General features: G+C 72.9%; 16 protein-coding genes and 1 tRNA gene. 2 read left to right on the top strand and 15 right to left on the bottom strand.

Features of this window, described 5'->3' with window-relative positions:
- Positions 1-3 precede the first annotated feature (3 nt).
- From ACPZVR_RS07140 to ACPZVR_RS07170, 7 genes are all read right to left on the bottom strand, one after another.
- A complete protein-coding gene (locus ACPZVR_RS07140; protein ID WP_282401246.1) occupies positions 4-786 on the bottom strand; it encodes an MlaE family ABC transporter permease in 783 nt (260 codons plus the stop codon).
- Positions 787-841: 55 nt separating this feature from the next.
- On the bottom strand, positions 842-1,804 hold the full coding sequence (locus ACPZVR_RS07145) for an ABC transporter ATP-binding protein (RefSeq protein WP_436698888.1): 963 nt from the start codon (positions 1,802-1,804) through the stop codon (positions 842-844).
- A gap of 277 nt (positions 1,805-2,081) precedes the next feature.
- Positions 2,082-2,477 carry a 50S ribosomal protein L7/L12 gene (rplL, locus tag ACPZVR_RS07150; RefSeq protein WP_436698889.1) on the bottom strand — a complete coding sequence of 132 codons (396 nt, stop codon included), beginning with the start codon at positions 2,475-2,477 and terminating at the stop codon, positions 2,082-2,084.
- An 86-nt stretch (positions 2,478-2,563) separates the two neighbouring features.
- A complete protein-coding gene (gene rplJ / locus ACPZVR_RS07155) occupies positions 2,564-3,232 on the bottom strand; it encodes a 50S ribosomal protein L10 (RefSeq protein ID WP_436698890.1) in 669 nt (222 codons plus the stop codon).
- Positions 3,233-3,464: 232 nt separating this feature from the next.
- Positions 3,465-4,673 carry a hypothetical protein gene (locus tag ACPZVR_RS07160; RefSeq protein WP_436698891.1) on the bottom strand — a complete coding sequence of 403 codons (1,209 nt, stop codon included), beginning with the start codon at positions 4,671-4,673 and terminating at the stop codon, positions 3,465-3,467.
- A complete protein-coding gene (locus ACPZVR_RS07165) occupies positions 4,670-5,185 on the bottom strand; it encodes a hypothetical protein (protein WP_436698892.1) in 516 nt (171 codons plus the stop codon). Before ACPZVR_RS07165 ends, ACPZVR_RS07160 begins: the two co-directional genes overlap by 4 nt.
- Before the next feature lie 54 nt (positions 5,186-5,239).
- The gene (locus ACPZVR_RS07170) at positions 5,240-7,915 is read right to left on the bottom strand and encodes a helix-turn-helix transcriptional regulator (RefSeq protein WP_436698893.1); all 2,676 of its coding nucleotides are present in this window, start codon (positions 7,913-7,915) and stop codon (positions 5,240-5,242) included.
- 110 nt (positions 7,916-8,025) lie between these two features.
- Between ACPZVR_RS07170 and ACPZVR_RS07175 the strand changes: the two genes are divergently transcribed.
- Positions 8,026-9,774: an RCC1 domain-containing protein gene (locus ACPZVR_RS07175; protein ID WP_436698894.1), complete on the top strand. Its 1,749-nt coding sequence runs from the start codon at positions 8,026-8,028 to the stop codon at positions 9,772-9,774.
- 110 nt (positions 9,775-9,884) lie between these two features.
- Complete coding sequence (locus ACPZVR_RS07180; RefSeq protein WP_436698895.1) at positions 9,885-11,171, top strand: aspartate aminotransferase type Ic; 1,287 nt, start codon at positions 9,885-9,887, stop codon at positions 11,169-11,171.
- 20 nt (positions 11,172-11,191) lie between these two features.
- Here ACPZVR_RS07180 and ACPZVR_RS07185 read toward each other — a convergent pair whose 3' ends face one another.
- The 8 genes from ACPZVR_RS07185 to ACPZVR_RS07220 form a co-directional block, all read right to left on the bottom strand.
- The gene (locus ACPZVR_RS07185; RefSeq protein WP_436698896.1) at positions 11,192-11,818 is read right to left on the bottom strand and encodes a DUF4232 domain-containing protein; all 627 of its coding nucleotides are present in this window, start codon (positions 11,816-11,818) and stop codon (positions 11,192-11,194) included.
- Between the two features lie 112 nt (positions 11,819-11,930).
- On the bottom strand, positions 11,931-12,644 hold the full coding sequence (gene rplA / locus ACPZVR_RS07190) for a 50S ribosomal protein L1 (protein ID WP_282401251.1): 714 nt from the start codon (positions 12,642-12,644) through the stop codon (positions 11,931-11,933).
- A gap of 63 nt (positions 12,645-12,707) precedes the next feature.
- Positions 12,708-13,139 carry a 50S ribosomal protein L11 gene (gene rplK, locus ACPZVR_RS07195; RefSeq protein ID WP_282401252.1) on the bottom strand — a complete coding sequence of 144 codons (432 nt, stop codon included), beginning with the start codon at positions 13,137-13,139 and terminating at the stop codon, positions 12,708-12,710.
- Positions 13,140-13,274: 135 nt separating this feature from the next.
- Complete coding sequence (gene nusG, locus ACPZVR_RS07200) at positions 13,275-14,189, bottom strand: transcription termination/antitermination protein NusG (protein ID WP_436698897.1); 915 nt, start codon at positions 14,187-14,189, stop codon at positions 13,275-13,277.
- A gap of 48 nt (positions 14,190-14,237) precedes the next feature.
- Positions 14,238-14,501, bottom strand: a complete 264-nt coding sequence (gene secE / locus ACPZVR_RS07205; RefSeq protein WP_436698898.1) for a preprotein translocase subunit SecE — start codon at positions 14,499-14,501, stop codon at positions 14,238-14,240.
- Between the two features lie 58 nt (positions 14,502-14,559).
- Positions 14,560-14,632: transfer RNA gene (locus ACPZVR_RS07210), tRNA-Trp, on the bottom strand.
- 151 nt (positions 14,633-14,783) lie between these two features.
- The gene (locus ACPZVR_RS07215) at positions 14,784-15,782 is read right to left on the bottom strand and encodes a helix-turn-helix transcriptional regulator (RefSeq protein ID WP_436698899.1); all 999 of its coding nucleotides are present in this window, start codon (positions 15,780-15,782) and stop codon (positions 14,784-14,786) included.
- A 119-nt stretch (positions 15,783-15,901) separates the two neighbouring features.
- Positions 15,902-17,338 (bottom strand): amidase, encoded by a 1,437-nt coding sequence (locus tag ACPZVR_RS07220; protein ID WP_436698900.1) that lies wholly within the window; start codon positions 17,336-17,338, stop codon positions 15,902-15,904.
- Positions 17,339-17,355 lie beyond the last annotated feature (17 nt).

Raw genomic sequence — 17,355 nt, forward strand, 5'->3', positions numbered from 1 at the left:
CCCCTAGCCCGTCTTCGGGGGCACGACCTGCAGGTAGATCGTGCTCAGGGTGAAGTTGACGACGAACAGGAGCAGGAAGGTGATGACGACGGACTCGTTGACGGCGTCACCGACGCCCTTCGGGCCGCCGCCGGCGTTCATGCCCTTGTAGGAGGCGACGATCGCGGCGATGAGCCCGAAGACCAGGGCCTTGATCATGCCGATCCACACGTCGGGCAGCTGCGCGAGCGCGGTGAAGCTGGCGAGATAGGCGCCCGGGGTGCCGTCTTGCAGGATGACGTTGAAGACGTAGCCGCCGCCGACCCCGACGACGCTGACCATGCCGTTGAGGAAGACCGCCACCAGCATGCAGGCGAGGACGCGCGGGACGACGAGGCGCTGGATCGGGTCGATGCCCAGCACCATCATGGCGTCGAGCTCCTCCCGGATCTTGCGCGCACCGAGGTCGGCGGCGATGGCCGAGCCGCCGGCACCGGCGATCAGCAGCGCCGTCGCGATCGGTCCGGCCTGCTGGATCACCGCCAGCACCGACGCGGATCCGGTGAAGGACTGCGCGCCGAACTGCTTGATCAGGCCACCGACCTGGAGCGCGATGACCGCGCCGAACGGGATCGCGACGAGGGCCGTCGGGATGATCGTCACCGAGGCGATGAACCAGGCCTGCTGGATGAACTCGCGTCCCTGGAACGGCCGGCGGAACAGCCCCCGTCCCACATCCAGCGCGAAGGCGAACAGCTTGCCCGCGGTGCCGAGTGGCGCGATCACGCGTGCAGCGGTGAGCGACACCTGGCGCCCCTTTCGTCCTGATCCTGCGTCGTCGTCCCCCTGATGTCCCGCTCGCTCAGCTGGCGCTGCTCCCGGACGCGTGCTCGGCCTCGCGCGTGAACGATCCCGGCGGCGGCGTCACGCCGTTGGCGCGGCACCAGGCGCCGGGCGCGGCCTGGGCGCGGCGCGGGATGCCGTTGGAGGGCTCCATCTGCAGCGGGATGGGCGGCAGCGGCGGGAGGTCCATGTCCTTCTCGGCCGCGAGCTGGTCGGCGTCCTTCTCCTCCGACATGCCGATCGGGCCGATCGTCTGCGCGTTGAGGAACTGGCGCACCACCGGCTCGTCGGACGACAGCAGCATCTCGCGGGGCCCGTACATGGCGAGGTGCTTGTGGTAGAGCAGACCGATCTGGTCGGGCACCACGCGGACGCTGTGGATGTCGTGGGTGACGATGAGGAAGGTCGCGTCGATCTGGGCGTTCAGGTCGACGAACAGCTGGTTGATGAACGAGGTGCGGACCGGGTCGAGGCCGGAGTCGGGCTCGTCGATCAGCAGGATCTCGGGGTCGAGCACCAGCGCACGGGCCAGGCCGGCGCGCTTGCGCATGCCGCCGGAGATCTCGCCGGGGAGCTTCATCTCCGCGCCGAGCAGACCGACCATGTCCATCTTCTCCATGACGATGTCACGGATCTCGGACTCGCTCTTCTTGGTGTGCTCGCGCAGGGGGAAGGCGACGTTGTCGTAGAGGTTCATCGAGCCGAACATGGCGCCGTCCTGGAACAGCACGCCGAACAGCTTGCGGATCTCGTAGAGCTCCTTCTCGGAGCAGCTCGCGATGTCGGTGCCCTCGATCACGATGGAGCCCTCGTCGGGCTTGATCAGGCCGATGAGGGCCTTGAGGAAGACGGACTTGCCGGTGCCGGACGGGCCGAGCATCACCGAGATCTCGCCCGCCGGCAGGGTGAGCGTCACACCCTTCCAGATGAGCTGCTTCCCGAACTGCTTCGTCAGGTTCGTGACCTGTACGTCGACGCCCATTGCTGACCTCTCCCTCATGCGCTCGCCTGCACGGCTGCGAAGGAACAACGCTGCCGCGTGGCGCACGTTACGCGGCCTCCGTGGCATGCGTCACGCGTCACCGCCCATCAAGACCCGCAAGGTACTGGCGAGTAGGCCTGGCGTCCAACTCGCGAGTAGCCAGCGCCGGGGCGCGGGACCGCCCGAAAAACAGCACGAGGCGGATCCCCGCAGGGACCCGCCTCGTGCCGTGAGCCGTCCGGACGCGGCTACCCGAGGGCAGCGCGGCCGGAAGAGGTCACTTCAGGGTGACGGTGGCGCCGGCGCCCTCGAGGGACTCCTTGGCCTTGTCAGCCGTCTCCTTGTTGACCTTCTCGAGGATCGGCTTCGGGGCGCCCTCGACGAGGTCCTTCGCCTCCTTGAGGCCGAGGGAGGTCAGCGCGCGGACCTCCTTGATGACGTTGATCTTCTTGTCGCCGGCGGCCTCGAGGATGACGTCGAACTCGTCCTGGCCGGCACCGGCGTCGCCGGCGTCGGCAGCGCCACCGCCGGCGGCGGGGGCAGCGGCAACGGCGACCGGGGCGGCGGCGGTGACGCCGAAGGTCTCCTCGAACTGCTTCACGAACTCGGAGAGCTCGATGAGGGTCATCTCCTTGAACGCGTCGAGGAGCTCGTCGGTGGTGAGCTTCGCCATGGTGGCGTCTCCTTCTTGGTGCTTGTGGCCCGCGGCGACTGTCGCCGCGGCCCGGGTTTCAGGTGGTGGGGTACGTCAGCCTGGAATCAGGCGTCGGTCGGCTCGGCGGCCTCGTCGGCGGCGGCCTCGGTCGACTCCTCGGCCGGAGCCTCGGTGGTCTCGTCGGCAGCTGCCTCCTCGGCGGCCGGAGCCTCCTCGGCGGCGGCCGGCGTACCAGCACCACCTGCGAGGATCGAGGGGTCCTCCTGGGCCTTCGCCTCCAGGGCGCCGGCGAGCCGGGCAGCCTGGGCGAGCGGGGCGTTGAGGAGGTAGACGGCCTGGCTGAGCGAGGCGAGCATGGCGCCCGCGAGCTTGCCCAGGAGCACCTCGCGCGACTCGAGATCGGCCAGCTTGGCGATCTCCTTCGCGTCGAGGAGCGCGCCGTCGAGAACGCCACCCTTGATGACCAGGGTGGGGTTCGCCTTGGCAAAGTCACGCAGGCCCTTGGCGGCCTCGACGACATCGCCCTTGATGAAGGCGATGGCGGTGGGGCCGGTGAGGAGCTCGTCGAAGCCCTCGATGCCCGCCTCCTTGGCGGCGAGCTTGGCCAGCGTGTTCTTGACCACGGCGTAGTTGGCGTTCGCACCGAGGGAGCGGCGAAGGTCCTGCAGCTCCTTGACGGTGAGACCGCGGTACTCGGTCAGCACAGCGCCAGCGGACTCGCTGAAGGACTCAGCGATCTCCGCGACGGCGGCCTGCTTGTCTGCCCGCGCCATGGGTCTCCTTCCGGATGGGGACCGCCGCACTCGTCCGGGAAAGACGAACGCCCCGAGCGCAGGCGCTCAGGGCGTGGACTCCGCGGGCGGACCCGCGTCGTTGGTGCTCTGAATCCCCTGCGCAGGCCGTCCACTCTCGCGGAGCCTTCGGTCCGGACTGGTAGTCCGGACAACCGGCGGTCTTAAGGTTTCGAGGAGCAACGGTACGGCGCCCGCGCGGGCGCCGCCAAATTCACGTCCACCCCAGTCGGGCCATCGTCGCCGCGGCGGCGCCCGCGAGCGCGTCGGCGGCCAGGGACCCCCGGCTGCGGCGGACGGTCCAGCAGGCGGCGAGCCCGCCCACCACCTCCGCCCACATGCCGGTCTCCGGGACGAGCAGGCCGCCGGTCCGGCTGCGCCAGCCCGGGCGGGCGGGGAGCACCACCGCCCCGCGGACCCAGCCGTCGACGGGCACCACGCCGTCGGCGTACCAGACCAGGCGGGCGTCGCGCCCGAGCTCGGCCAACGGTCCGCGGAGCACGCCCTGCGCACGGCCGGGCACGGGCTGGTCGGGGAAGGCACGGTGGAAGGCGGCCGGGTCCTCCAGGCGCAGACCCCGCTGGCGGGCCACGGTGCGGTAGGCGTCCCACCAGCCCTCCGACCAGGCGTCCGACCGCTCCCCCGGCGCCTCGGGGTCGGCCCACCGGGGAGGTGGCAGGGCCGTGGCCGGGTCGCGGTCCCCGGGGGCGGCGACGGCGCTGCGGAGGGCACGGCCCAGCACGCCGGCCGTGTCGACGAGGGCGTCCAGCTCCGCCGGGCGGGCGTAGCCGTTGCGGACCACCGCGAGATGACCGGCAGCCACCTCGACCTGCACGAAGGCGTGCGGGAGCCGGTGGAGCGCTGCCGTCGCGCCGGGGTCGAGGAAGGTCGCCACGAGCTCGGGGGCGACCTCGCCCGCGAGCCGGAACCCGTCGAGCCCGTGGCCGCCCAGCGGACTGGTGCCCGTTCGTGGGAGGTACTCCGCGCGGCGAACGGTGAAGGGCGGCAGCAACGCGGCCGGTGGCACCCGCACCGCGACCTGGGTGGCGGGCGCCCACACGGCCGTGCGCGGGAAGGGCTGGTCGCGTACCTCGCTCGCCCACCAGCCGAGCCACGACCAGCGCCCGCTCGACCGGACGTCGTGGAAGGTGCCGGGCATGGCCAGACCGCTGGGCGTCACGTCGAGCTCGTGGAGCTCGTGCAGCGCCGTGGCGAAGCCGGCGCCGGGCAGCTCGCCGCGGGAGCAGTTGAAGACATGCTCGGGCCAGCGGGGCACGACGGACACGAAGCCCGACGGCACCCGCTGGCCGAGGTGCTCCCACCCGCGACCGGCCGCCCACGGGGCGAGGTCCACCGAGGGCCGGCCGGCGCGCGCGTCGGCGACGTCCTCCGCGGCGAACGCGGCCCGGCCCCGACGGCTCACGTGAGGGCCGCGAAGGAGAGCGCCCCGAGCGCCGCACCCGCGGCACCGCTGACCAGGGTCAGCGCCCACCACGCCGGCAGGCCGGTGCCGGGCTCGGGGTCGGGCAGCGCGACGACGTACTTCTTCACGCGGCGCGGCGCTACGAGGTACGCCGCGACCGGCAGCGCCATCACCCAGAACAGCACACCGGTGAAGACCTGCCCGGAGTCGAGGAAGTTCCAGCCGCCCGCGCCGAACAGGGCCACCCACGCCAGGAGCAGCGGGCTCGGCGCGCCGCTGCCCTTGACGACGATGCCGCCGACCATCGCCGTCACCATCGCGACCGGGAAGCCGGCGAACACCAGCCCGGTGCCGTCCGGGCACTCGACACGGCTCACATAGGGGCCGCCGGTGGCGCACGCGCCGCCGACGTCGAGCACGGAGCGGGTGCCCAGGGTGAACCAGGCGACCCCGAGCGCCACGAGGAGGACGGCGACGACCTGGGTGAGCACGGCGGAGCGGGGACCGATCATGGGGTCGATCGAAGCGTCCCGGCGGCTCCGGAGGATTGGGGGAATCCCCCGGAATCAGGTCTCCGCAGCGAGCCGGCCGGCGAGCTCGGCCCGGGAGCGGACGCCCAGCTTCGCGTAGACCCGGGTGAGGGTGGCCTCGACCGTCGAGATGCTGATGAAGAGCTCGGCCGCGACCTCCCTGTTGCGACGACCCGCGGCGACGAGACGGGCGACCTGGTCCTCGGCGTCGGTGAGCCGGGAGCCCGCCGCCCGCCGCCCACCGAGCCGGCCGAGCTCGGCACCCGCCCAGCGTGACCAGCCGGGGCTGCCGAGCGCGTCGAACGCGGCGACCGCCTCCTCGAGGTGCTCGCGGGCCTCCCGGACCCGCCGCAGGGCGCGGCGCGCGGCGCCGGCGTACGTCAGGCAGCGCGCGCGGTCGAAGGCCCAGCCCAGAGCGCCGTACCTCTCGGCGGCCTCGTCGAAGAGGGCGACCGCGTCCCCGGGGTCGGCCAGGTGTCCGCGAGCACGCAGCGACGCGGCCAGCGCCCACGGGTGGTCGTCCACCGCCTCGAGCGCCGCGGCCACCTCGGCCGCCGTGTCGCGCCGCCCGGTCGCCACGAGCGCCTCCGCCAGGTCGGGCGCCAGCGGGAACGCCCCGGGGTCCGTGAAGCCGGCCCGGCGCAGGTGGTCCCACACGGGCTCGAGGAGCGCGACCGCCGCCGCCGAGTCGCCCTCGAGCAACGCGACCAGACCCCGGACCCGGGCGATCTCGAAGCGTGGCCAGCGCAGCACGTCGGGGTCGCCGCCGCAGGCGTCGGCCTCGTCGGCACAGGCTCGGGTCCGGGCACCGTCGCCCCGGCCCGCCGCGACCGCCGCACCGAAGCGCGGATCGGAGAGCGCACCGGCCTGGTACTGGGTGACGCCGCCCATCGCGGTCAAGAGGCGCTCGACCTCGTCCCAGCGGCCGGCCCGCAGCTCCAGCTCGCACCGTTGGGTGAGCAGCACCTGGGTGGCCTCCTCCTCACCGCGGGCCTCGCACAGGGTCGCCATGGCGTCGTACCTGCGTCGGGCCTCGGCGAGCTCGCCGCGCCACATCTCGCGGATCGCGGCGGCACGATCGACGGCGAAGGCGAAGGACGGCGAGTTCCCCGGCAGGTCCGTCTCGATGGCGAGGAGGTCGTCGACGGGCAGGTTGCGCTCGATGCGGGTCCAGGCGAGCTCGTAGAGGGCCAGCCGCTGCACCATCGGGTCGCCGGCGGCCAGCTCGAGGGCCTCCTGCGCCCAGGCGGCGGCCTCCTCGGTGCGGCTGAGCATGCCCCGGACCTCGAAGGCCGTGCGCTGCACCAGCACCCGGGCCCGGGTGACCGCGTCGTCGGCGTTCTCGAGCGCGAGGTCGAGGTAGCGCTCCAGCACCCCGAGCGGCACCAGCTCGACGTCGGTGCGGACCAGGTAGGCCAGGGCCCGCAGTCGTCCGGCCGGCAGCTCCTCCGGTACGGCGAGCAGGCGGGTGCAGCGCTCCGCGTTGCCGGCCGCCGCGTGGTACTCCGCGAGCGTCACCCGGCGCTCGTGCCGGGCCGCCGAGGCAGGAGGGGTGAGCCGGAGGGCGTGCTCCCCGAGCTCACAGGCCATCCTGCGGTCGTGCCGGTGCGCGGCCAGGTCCGCCGCCGCGGCGACGTCCGTGGCCAGCTCGTCGTCGGGCTGCTCCGCCGCGAGCGCCCGGTGCCGGGCGCCGCGCAGCGGCTCGGTGACGACGCGGCCCAGTTCGGCATGCATGCGGCGGGCCTCGACCGGTCCGACGTGGGCGAGCGCCGCGGGCACCAGCAGCGGATGGGTGGCGCGGGGCGGTCCGTCGCCCGTGCGCAGCAGGTCCGCCCGGACCGCCTCGTCGACGGCGCTGGCGCCGACGGCCGTCAGCAGCTCGGCCTCGTGGATGCCCGGCCCGATCGCGACCGCCGCCAGGGCGTGGACGGCGGCCGGTGGCGCCGCGGCGAGACGGGCGCCCAGCAGCGCGCCGATGCCCGGCGGCAACGCGCCCGGGTCGCCGTCGCGGGCGAGGTGGCGGCCGAGCTCGATGGCGTAGAGCGGATTGCCGGCGGCCCCGGCCACCGCGGCGGCGAGGTCGGCCGGCGGAAGGCCCGCGACCCGGTCCTCGACCAGCCGGGCGGTGAGCTCGTCGGCCAGCGGTCCCAGCGTCAGCAGGGTCATCCGGTCGCGCAGGCCCGACTCGACGGCCGCGGGCTCCTCGCCCCGGCGGGTCAGCAGGACGCGCACCGGGGTGTCCGCCAGGCGTCGTACGGCGAAGCCGAGCGCCGTCGCCGACGGCTGGTCGAGCCACTGGACATCGTCGACGGCGATCAGCGTCGGACCGACCAGGGAGCGCAGCAGCGCGAGCAGGCCCGCGGCGACGGCACGGTCGTCCGGACCGTCGGCCACCGGGTGCACGACGCCGTCGCGCAGGGCATCGCGGGCCGCCGCCGGCAGGCGGTCGATGTCACGTTCGAGTCCACGCAGCAGGTCGGCCAGGGCGGCGTACCCGAGCTCGGCGTCGCCCTCGAAGGCACCCGCGCGCAACACCCGGTCCGGGGCCGCGGGATCACGCAGCACCTCACGCCACAGGGCGCTCTTGCCGATGCCGGCGGAGCCCGCCAGCACCACGACCCCACCGGGCGCGGCGAGGCCGCTGACGGCGGCCCGGACCTCGGCCTCCCTCCCCAGCAGCATCGCGTCCGCGTCGTACCCCTCTGCGTCCACGGCGACATTCTCGCGGCCGGCAGGGGCATACCGAGGGGTTTCCCCAATCCTGGAACGCTCGCGCCGGGCGAGACTCGGCGCGTCCCTCTCCCGTCCTCCAGGAGTTCCCCATGCCCCGGCTCGTCGCGACGGTCGTCGTCGCGCTCCTCGCCGTCCTGCTCGTCCCCGCCCCGACCCGCGCCGACGGCGGCGAGTCGACCCGCGACCCCGTGGCTGCGGCCTCGCTGTCCAGCGGCGGACACCACACCTGCGCGATCGGCGGCAACGGCCAGCTGCGCTGCTGGGGCGCGAACTTCGACGGCCAACTGGGCATCGGGAGCAACTCCGGCTCGAAGGCCAACCTCGGCGACGACGAGGCGATCACCTCGGTGCCCGCCGTCGACCTCGGACCCGGCCGGACGGCGGTCGCCGTCTCGGCGGGCGGCCAGCACACCTGCGCGATCCTCGACACCGGCGCCGTCAAGTGCTGGGGCTTCAACGTCCACGGCCAGCTGGGCATCGACACCGACGGGTCGGACGCCGGGGACAACGAGCCGGTGGCGAGCCTGCCGTCCGTCGACCTCGGCGCGGGCCGCACCGCCCGGGCGATCTCCGCCGGTGGCAACCACAGCTGCGCGCTGCTCGACAACGGCCGGGTCCGCTGCTGGGGCGCCAACTCCAACGGCCAGCTCGGGCTGGGCACCACGACGACGATCGGCGACGACGAGTCGCCGGCGTCGGTCGAGCCGGTCTACCTCGGCCCGAACCGCACGGCCGTCGCGATCGCGACCGGCTCCGACCACAGCTGCGCTGTGCTCGACACCGCCCAGCTGCGGTGCTGGGGGAAGGCCGCCGACGGCCAGCTCGGCCTCGGCGACACGATCGACCTCGGCGACAACGAGCTGGTGATCTCGCAGTTCCCGGTCTACCTCGGCCCCGGCCGGACGGTGCGCGCGGTCAGCGCGGCGGAGAACGTCACGTGCGTCGTCCTGGACACCGGACAGGTCCGCTGCTTCGGCCGCAGCAACGTCGGGTCCCTGGGCACCGGATCCACCGAGCCGCTCGGCGACGACGAGGACGTGGCGTCGATCGCCCCGGTCTTCCTCGGCATCAACCGGACCGCGGTCGGCGTCGTCGCCGGACCGGTCAACTCCTGCGCGCTGCTGGACGACGGCAGCCTGCGCTGCTGGGGCAACGACCAGCACGGGCAGCTGGTGATCGCCGGCAACGAGGACATCGGCGACGACGAGCCGACCGTGCTCCCGAACATCCCGCTCGGCCCCGGCCGCACCGTCCTCGCCGCCAGCACCGGCGGGCTCGGCTGGATCTGCGCCGTCCTCGACACCGCCCAGCTGCAGTGCTGGGGGCGCAACCTCACCGGACAGCTCGGCCACGGCAACACCGAGAACCTCGGCGACGACGAGCTGCCCACCGCGGCCGGACCGGTGCCCCTCGGCCAGCCGGTCCGGACCACCCCGCCGGCGAGCCCGCCCGGGGCGAATCCCGGCAGCGCCGGACCGGTCACCGGCACGCTCAGCGCGGGCGCCGTCCCGGTCCGGGACCGGAAGCGGCCCTACCGGTTCACCGTGTCCGGGACGCTCTCCGGCACGACCGCGTGCTCGGGCACCGTGACGGTCGGCGTCACGGGCAAGGTCACGACGGCGGCGACCGGAAGGAGGGTCGCGGTCCGCGGCCAGGCCTCCGCGCCGCTCACCGCGGTCGCCGGCAGCTGCCGCTACACGGTGGGCGTGAAGGTCGCGGCGGCGCGCAAGCGCTGGGCCCGCGCGGCCCTCGTCGGTCGTGCCACCGCGAGCGTGCGGTTCGGCGGGAACGCCGCCACCCACCCGGCGACGGCGACCCTGCGGATCCGCCTCGGGTGACCCGCCCCGCGCGGCCGCGGGCCGTCGTCCGGTGGGGGGACGGCGGTCCGCGGTCGCCAAGGCGTGACCAGGCCGCGCACGTCGCGCGCCGACTTGGCACGATGGTCCTCATGCCCACCTCCGCGACGCCGCTGTCCGCCCTGTCCGCCGACGACCTCGCCGCGCGCCTGACGACCGTGCGCGCCGCCTACGACGAGCTGAAGTCCCGCGGACTCACCCTCGACCTGACCCGCGGCAAGCCGGGCGCCGACCAGCTCGACCTCGCCAACGCGCTGCTGAGCCTGCCGACGTCGTACCGCGACCGGTCCGGTGCCGACGTGCGCAACTACGGCGGCCTCGAGGGCCTGGTCGAGATGCGCGAGATCTTCGCCGACCTGCTCGGCGTCGACGTGGCGAACGTCGTGGCGGGTGGCAGCTCGAGCCTGACCATGATGCACCAGGTGCTCACCGCGATGCTGCTCAAGGGCGGCCCCGACTCGCCGCGGCCGTGGTCGGAGGAGCCGGTCGTGAAGTTCGTCTGCGCCGTCCCGGGCTACGACCGCCACTTCACGATGCTCGCCGAGCTCGGCATCGAGATGATCACCGTCCCGATGACCCCCGACGGGCCCGACGCGGCCGCCGTCCGCGCGCTCGTCGCCGACGACCCGAGCGTCAAGGGCATGTGGATCGTGCCGACGTACTCCAACCCCACCGGAGCGGTCTGCTCCACCGAGGTCGCCGCCGAGCTGATGGCGATGCCGACCGCTGCCCCGGACTTCCGGATCCTGTGGGACAACGCCTACGCGGTGCACCACCTGACCGAGCAGGAGACGAAGAGCGCCGACGCTCTCGGCCTCGCCGCGGCGTCGGGTCACCCGAACCGGCCGATCATGTTCGCCTCGACCTCGAAGATCACCTTCGCCGGCGCCGGGGTGGCCGCGCTGGCCGCCTCGCCGGAGAACAAGGCGTGGTACCTGCAGCGCCTGAACTTCGCGGCGATCGGCCCCGACAAGGTCAACCACCTGCGCCACGTCGAGTTCTTCGGCGACGCCGACGGCGTCCGCGCCCACATGCGCAAGCACCGCGAGCTGCTCGCGCCGAAGTTCGCGGCGGTCGAGGAGGCGCTGTCCACCCGGCTCGCCGGGCTCGGCATCGCCGAGTGGACGGTGCCGACGGGCGGCTACTTCGTGAACCTCGACGTCCTCGACGGTACGGCGTCGCGCGTGGTCCAGCTCGCCAAGGAGGCGGGGATCGTGCTGACGCCCGCCGGCTCGGCGTACCCCCACGGCAAGGACCCCGCCGACCGCAACCTCCGCCTCGCGCCCTCCTTCCCCGCACTGGACGAGGTGCGGACCGCGATGGCCGGCGTCGCGGTGTGCGTCGAGCTCGCCGCGTTGGAGTCACTCACTCGCGGGTGAGCCGACCCCGGCGCGAGCCGCTACGGCTTGTCCGGGCGGGCCGGCTCGTCCCGTGACCGCGGCGTGCGGCTCGCCTCCTCGGCGGTCAGCGCCGTGAACGGCGCGAGCCGGAGGGTCGTGACCGGACCGATGTCGAGGGGGTCCGTCTCGTCGGTGTCGCCGACCAGACGGGCCGGCACGGACACCGGCGCCTGGTCCGCCGCCAGTTGCAGGATCAGCACCGACACGTGCTCGGAGTGCGCGCCGGCCAGCTCGCCGGTCCACTCCAGGGTGCTTCCGGCCGCGGCGCCCGGCGCCAGCTCGACCGGGCCGGCCGCCTGGGTCGTGCTCGCCTGCTCGACCTCGGGTTCGAAGGTCGAGCCCTCCGCGCCGCGCGCCCCGATCCCCGGCACCCCCTCGAGCCGGCACGACCGGTCGGAGACGTTGCGGACCGTGATCCGCGTGAAGCGGTGGCCCAGCGCGACGTCGTAGCCCTCGAGGGTGATGTCGACCTGCTCCGCAGCACAGACGTCGGCCCCGCCCGCGGTGGCATGGGAGCGCAGCAGGGACGCGAGATCCTCCTTCGGACCGGGGTCCGGGGCCTCGGGGTCGCCGGAGCAGCCGGTGGCGGCGACGAGGACCAGGGCGGACCCGAGGAGGCGCTTCACGCGGGCCACCCTAGCTAGCCAGGACCTGTCTCCTCGGTGGGCCGCACATGCGCGACGCCCGCCGTCCCCGAGGGGAGCGGCGGGCGTCGTACGACCGGGCTGGAGCCTGGGCTCAGGCCTCGTCCTCGACCGCGACGTTCTTGATGCGGTTGGGGTCGACCTGGACGCCGGGGCCCATGGTCGTGGAGACGGTGACCTTCTTGAGGTAGCGGCCCTTGGAGCTGGACGGCTTGAGCCGCAGCACCTCCTCGAGGGCGGCCGCGTAGTTCTCGGCGAGCTGCTGCTCGGAGAAGGACGCCTTGCCCACGATGAAGTGGAGGTTGGCGTGGCGGTCGACGCGGAACTCGATCTTGCCGCCCTTGATGTCGGAGACGGCCTTGGCCGGGTCCGGGGTCACGGTGCCGACCTTCGGGTTCGGCATGAGACCACGGGGGCCGAGCACGCGACCGAGGCGGCCGACCTTGCCCATCAGGTCGGGGGTGGCGACCACGGCGTCGAAGTCGGTCCAGCCGCCGGCGACCTTGTCGATCAGCTCGTCGCTGCCGACGAAGTCGGCGCCGGCCTCACGGGCGGCGTCGGCCTTGTCGCCGTTCGCGAACACGAGGACGCGAGCGGTCTTGCCGGTGCCGTGGGGCAGGTTGACGGTGCCGCGGACCATCTGGTCGGCCTTGCGCGGGTCGACGCCCAGGCGCATGACGACGTCGACGGTCTCGTCGAACTTCTTCTTGCTGGCGGCCTTGGCGATCTTGATCGCGGCCAGCGGCGCGTAGAGCTCGTTCTTGTCGAACGTCTCCGCTGCCGCGCGGTAGGTCTTGCTGCGCTGCATGGTGGTTCCTTAGGAGTAAGAGGAGGTGTGGTCAGCGGGCCAGCGCGGCCCTTCCACGGTTCGTCAGGCCTCGACGGTGACGCCCATGGAGCGGGCGGTCCCCTCCACGATCTTCATCGCGGCGTCGATGTCGTTGGCGTTGAGGTCGGGGAGCTTCGTCGTGGCGATCTCGCGCACCTGGTCCTTGGTCAGCTTGCCGACCTTGTCCTTGTGCGGGACGCCCGAGCCCTTCTTGAGGCCGGCGGCCTTCTTGATCAGCTCCGCGGCCGGCGGGGTCTTCGTGATGAAGTCGAACGTCCGGTCCTCGTAGATCGTGATCTCGACGGGGATGACGTTGCCGCGCATGGACTCGGTCTGGGCGTTGTACGCCTTGCAGAAGTCCATGATGTTGACGCCGTGCGGACCGAGTGCGGTACCGACCGGCGGAGCCGGGGTGGCCGAGCCGGCCTGCAGCTGCACCTTGACCAGTGCGGCGATCTTCTTCTTGGGAGGCATGCTTCTATCTCTTTCTTCTCGTGGTCATGACGAGGCGTACGTCGTGCGCCTCTGCCACCTGCGTCGCCCGGCCACGGCGGAGCGTGGACAGGACAACCCGGACATTCTCCGCGTTGCGGCGGGAAGTTGCGAAATTCAGACCCGCTGGATCTGCGAGAACGACAGCTCGACCGGCGTCTCGCGGCCGAAGATCTCGACGAGCGCCTTGACCCGCTGGGCCTCGGCGTTGATCTCGGTGATCGTCGCGTGCAGCGTGGCGAACGCGCCGTCGACGATGAGGACCGAGTCGTTGACGCCGAAGTCGGCGACCTCGATCGGCTTCTTGGCCGGCGTCGCGGCGGCGCTGCCGGGAGCGGCCGCGGCGGCCTCCGCCTCGGCGGCGGCCGCGGTGACGACGGCCGGGGCGAGCATCTTCTCGACCTCGTCCATGCTCAGCGGCACCGGCTGGTGGCTGTGACCCACGAAGCCGGTGACCGACGGCGTGTGCCGCACGGCCGCCCAGGACTCGTCGGTGAGGTCCATCCGGACCAGGACGTAGCCGGGGAGAACGGTGCGCTTGACCATCTTGCGCTGGCCGTTCTTGATCTCGGCGACCTCCTCGGTGGGGACCACGATCTCGTGGATGTAGTCCTCCATGTTGAGGGAGTGGATCCGGTTCTCGAGGTTCTGCTTCACCCGGTTCTCCATGCCGGAGTAGGTGTGCACCACGAACCAGTCGCCAGGCTTGGCCCACAGCTCGCGGCGGAACGCCTCGAGCGGGTCCTCGTCGGCGGCCTCGGCCGTCTCCTCGCCGTCGAGCTCCTCGTCGGCGTCGTCCCCGGGGACATCGTCGGCGTCGTCCTCGACGGCGGCGGTCTCGTCGGCACCCTCGACGTCGACGGTCTCGTCGAGCTCGTCGAGCTCCGCCTCGGTGGCGAACTCGTCGGCCGCGAGGGCCTCCTCGGCGGCGGTGTCCTCGGCCTCCTCGACATCGGCGACGTCGTGGGCCGCCTCGGCGAGCGCCTCGTCAGCCTGGGCCGGGTCGTACTGCTCGGACACGTGCTGCTCCATCAGTTGTCGAAAAACGAACAGTTGTCAGCCGACGCGGGCGCGTCGGGCTCAGATGTCGTCGGCGCCGGTGAAGATCTCGAACGCGAGCTTGCCGAGCGCGAGGTCGAGGGCCGACACCAGGGCGATCATGATGAGGACGAAGACCATCACGACCACGAAGTAGGTGCCGAGCTGCTCGCGGGTGGGCCAGACCACCTTGCGCAGCTCCGCGACCACCTGGCGATAGAAGGTCACCGGGCCCGTGCGGTTCTCGGGCTGCTTGCCACCCGAGGAGTCCTTGCGGCCGCCACGGACCGCCGGAGCATCCGCCACGCTGCTCACCTTCTCTTCGTCAGCGCCGACCGTCCGGCCGGCTGGTCGTCATCTCTTGCAGGGCACGAGGGACTTGAACCCCCAACCTTCGGTTTTGGAGACCGATGCTCTGCCAGTTGAGCTAGTGCCCTCCGAAGGTCCTGCCGCCAGTGTGTCAACCGCCCCAAGGGCGCGACTCACCATGTGGCAGAACCACCAAGCGGGGAGTCTACGGGGTCGACCCCGGACGCGTCGAACCGACGTCTCGCCGCACCCCGGGCGGGTTCGGCCTGCCGAGCGTGATCAGCCGACGTCGACGAGGGTCAGGCCGTCGCGCTCGGCGGTGGCCGCGGCCTCCGCCCGGGCGGCGACGTCCAGCTTGGCGAAGATGCGCTCCACGCAGTGCGCGACCGTCCGCTCGCTCAGCTCGAGTCGCCGGGCGATGGAGAAGTTGGGCAGGCCCGCGGTGAGCAGGGTCAGGACCTCGAGCTCGCGCCACGTCAGCCGATGAGGCAGGGGCTCGTCGCGGATCGTCACGAGGGTTCCCCCGGGGACGACGTCGGTCGAGACGCTGCGCGGCGTGCCGTCGGCCCCCCGCCAGCGCTGCATCCGTCGCAGCGACCGGCCGACGGCACCGACGCGGCCGGCCAGCATCCGCGCGAGACCGACGAGCTCCGGGTCGGGGGCGCTCGCCGCGCAGCCGTCGGCCAGTGGATCGACGGAGCCGTCGGGCCGGACCAGCAGGGAGCGGCCGTCGCCCGGCGCGCCGGGGCCGGCGATCCGCGGCGGCGGCCGATCCCCGCACAGCGCGGCGAGGATCGGCCCCGAGCGACGCATCAGGTCCATGGCGGCATCGGTCGGGAACGACCGGTCCTCGGTGCTCATGTGCAGATCACCGCGATAGCCGCCTGCGGAGTCCTCCAGACGCACCGAGACACCGCCGTGGAAGCCGGCCGGGAGCAGCAGATCCCGCGCGAGGTCGGTGCTCGCATAGTCGAACTCGAGATCACGCCAGCACCGCAGTGGACGGTCCGGGTCGCCCAGGATCGCCTGATAGGCCGGGTCCTTGACGACGAAGTCGCTGCTGGCGATCGCGTCGACGATTTCCGGGGTGTAGCCGGAGGCCGCCAGCACCTCGACCCCGCTGTCGGCGGCCGCCGGCCGGACCAGCACGGCCGCGGGGGCGTCGCCCACCTCGCGCAGCAGGTCGAGCACCTGCGCGTACCGCCCCGCCGGGTCTGCCAGGGAGATCTCCGCCAGCCGGAAACCGACGTCCTCCCGGCGCAGCATCTGCTCGGTCATGTCCGCCGCCTTCGCCGTAGACCGTCAGTATCACCGCTCGGCGCCGCTCGGTCAGCCCCCGACCGCTCCGTCCCGACGGAGCGCGCCGACGACCGGCGCGGCGCGGTCCCAGACCGTCGTCACCGGCTGGCGTGGACCGCCGGCCGGCGATCCGTCCACGGCAGCACCGCCTCCAACTGGGCAGCGAGCCCGATCAGGGTCGACTCCTGACAGAGCCCGGCCGCGAGCTGGACCCCGATCGGAAGACCGCCACGGCTCTGCGCCAACGGCAGGCTGATCGCGGGCGACCCGGTGAGATTGTGCAGCGGGGTGAACGACGCGACGTCGAAGATCCGCCGGGTCCACTCCTCGTGGCCGAGCGCCGGGTCGTCGGCGTCGAGGTAGCCCAGCGGCAGCGGCGGGGTGTTCGTGGTCGGAGTGAGGAGGACGTCGTACTGCCCGAAGAACTCTCCCACCGTCCGGCTGATCGAGGTCACGATCGCCGAGGCCTCCGCCATGTCGAGGACGGTCAGGACCCGGCCGTACTCGTAGCCGGCCAGGACCGAGGCCTCGAGGGTGTCCGGGCCCGGCTTGACGCCGGACACCTGGCTCACCGCGTGCACCGACTCAGCGACGAAGCCCGCCCAGTAGCGGTAGTGGGCGAGCATGAACTCGTCCCAGCTGAACCGCGGCGCAGCCTGCTCGACGCGGTGCCCGAGCCCCTCGAGGGTGCGTGCCACTCCCTGCACGGCGTCGACGACCTCGGGGTCGACGGCCGTTCCCGCCCACGACTCGGTGTGGACGGCGATCCGCAGGGCGCGGGACTCCCCGGCGAGCTCCTCCCGGAACGGCCGCACCGGATCGGGCAGGCGGTACTTGTCGCCGGGCGCCCATCCGGCCACCTCGTCCAAGAGGAGCGCGGCGTCCCGCACGGAGCGGGTGACGACGAACTCGGCCAGGAAGCCGTAGAGGCCCTCCTGCATGTCGGGGGCCAGCGAGACGCGTCCGGTGGTCGGCTTGAGGCCGACGAGGCCGTTGAACGCCGCCGGGATCCGGATCGATCCGCCGCCGTCGTTGGCGTGGGCGATCGGCACCGCGCCGGCGGCGACGAGCGCTCCGGAGCCGCCGCTGGAGCCGCCGGCCGACCGACTCAGGTCCCACGGGTTGCGAGTCGATCCGTGCACGACCGGCTCGGTGTTGGCGTTGTAACCCAGCTCCGGGCTGGTCGTCAGCGCGACGGTCGCCAGACCGGCCTTGCGGAACCGACTCATCAGCTCCGTGTCGTGACCATGGGTCACTCCGCGATCGCCCGTGATCCGGCTGCCCATCTGGGTCGGCACGCCGGCGGCATGGCAGACCAGGTCCTTCAGCGCGAACGGCACCCCGCCGAACGGGCCGTCTGCGGCGTGGGCGAGAGGCTCGGCGAAGGCCGGGGCCGCCGTGGCGTTGAGCAGCGGGTTCACCCGGGCGATCGCCTCCACGGCCGCCTCCTGGACCTCGGAGGCGGAGACCTGACCGGATCGCACCAGCTGGGCAAGCTCATATCCGTCCAGGACGGCGTACTCTTCGACGTTCATCTGCGCTCCTCGTGGGT

The sequence above is a fragment of the Nocardioides segetis genome (genome assembly GCF_051390595.1).
GTDB lineage: Bacteria > Actinomycetota > Actinomycetes > Propionibacteriales > Nocardioidaceae > Nocardioides.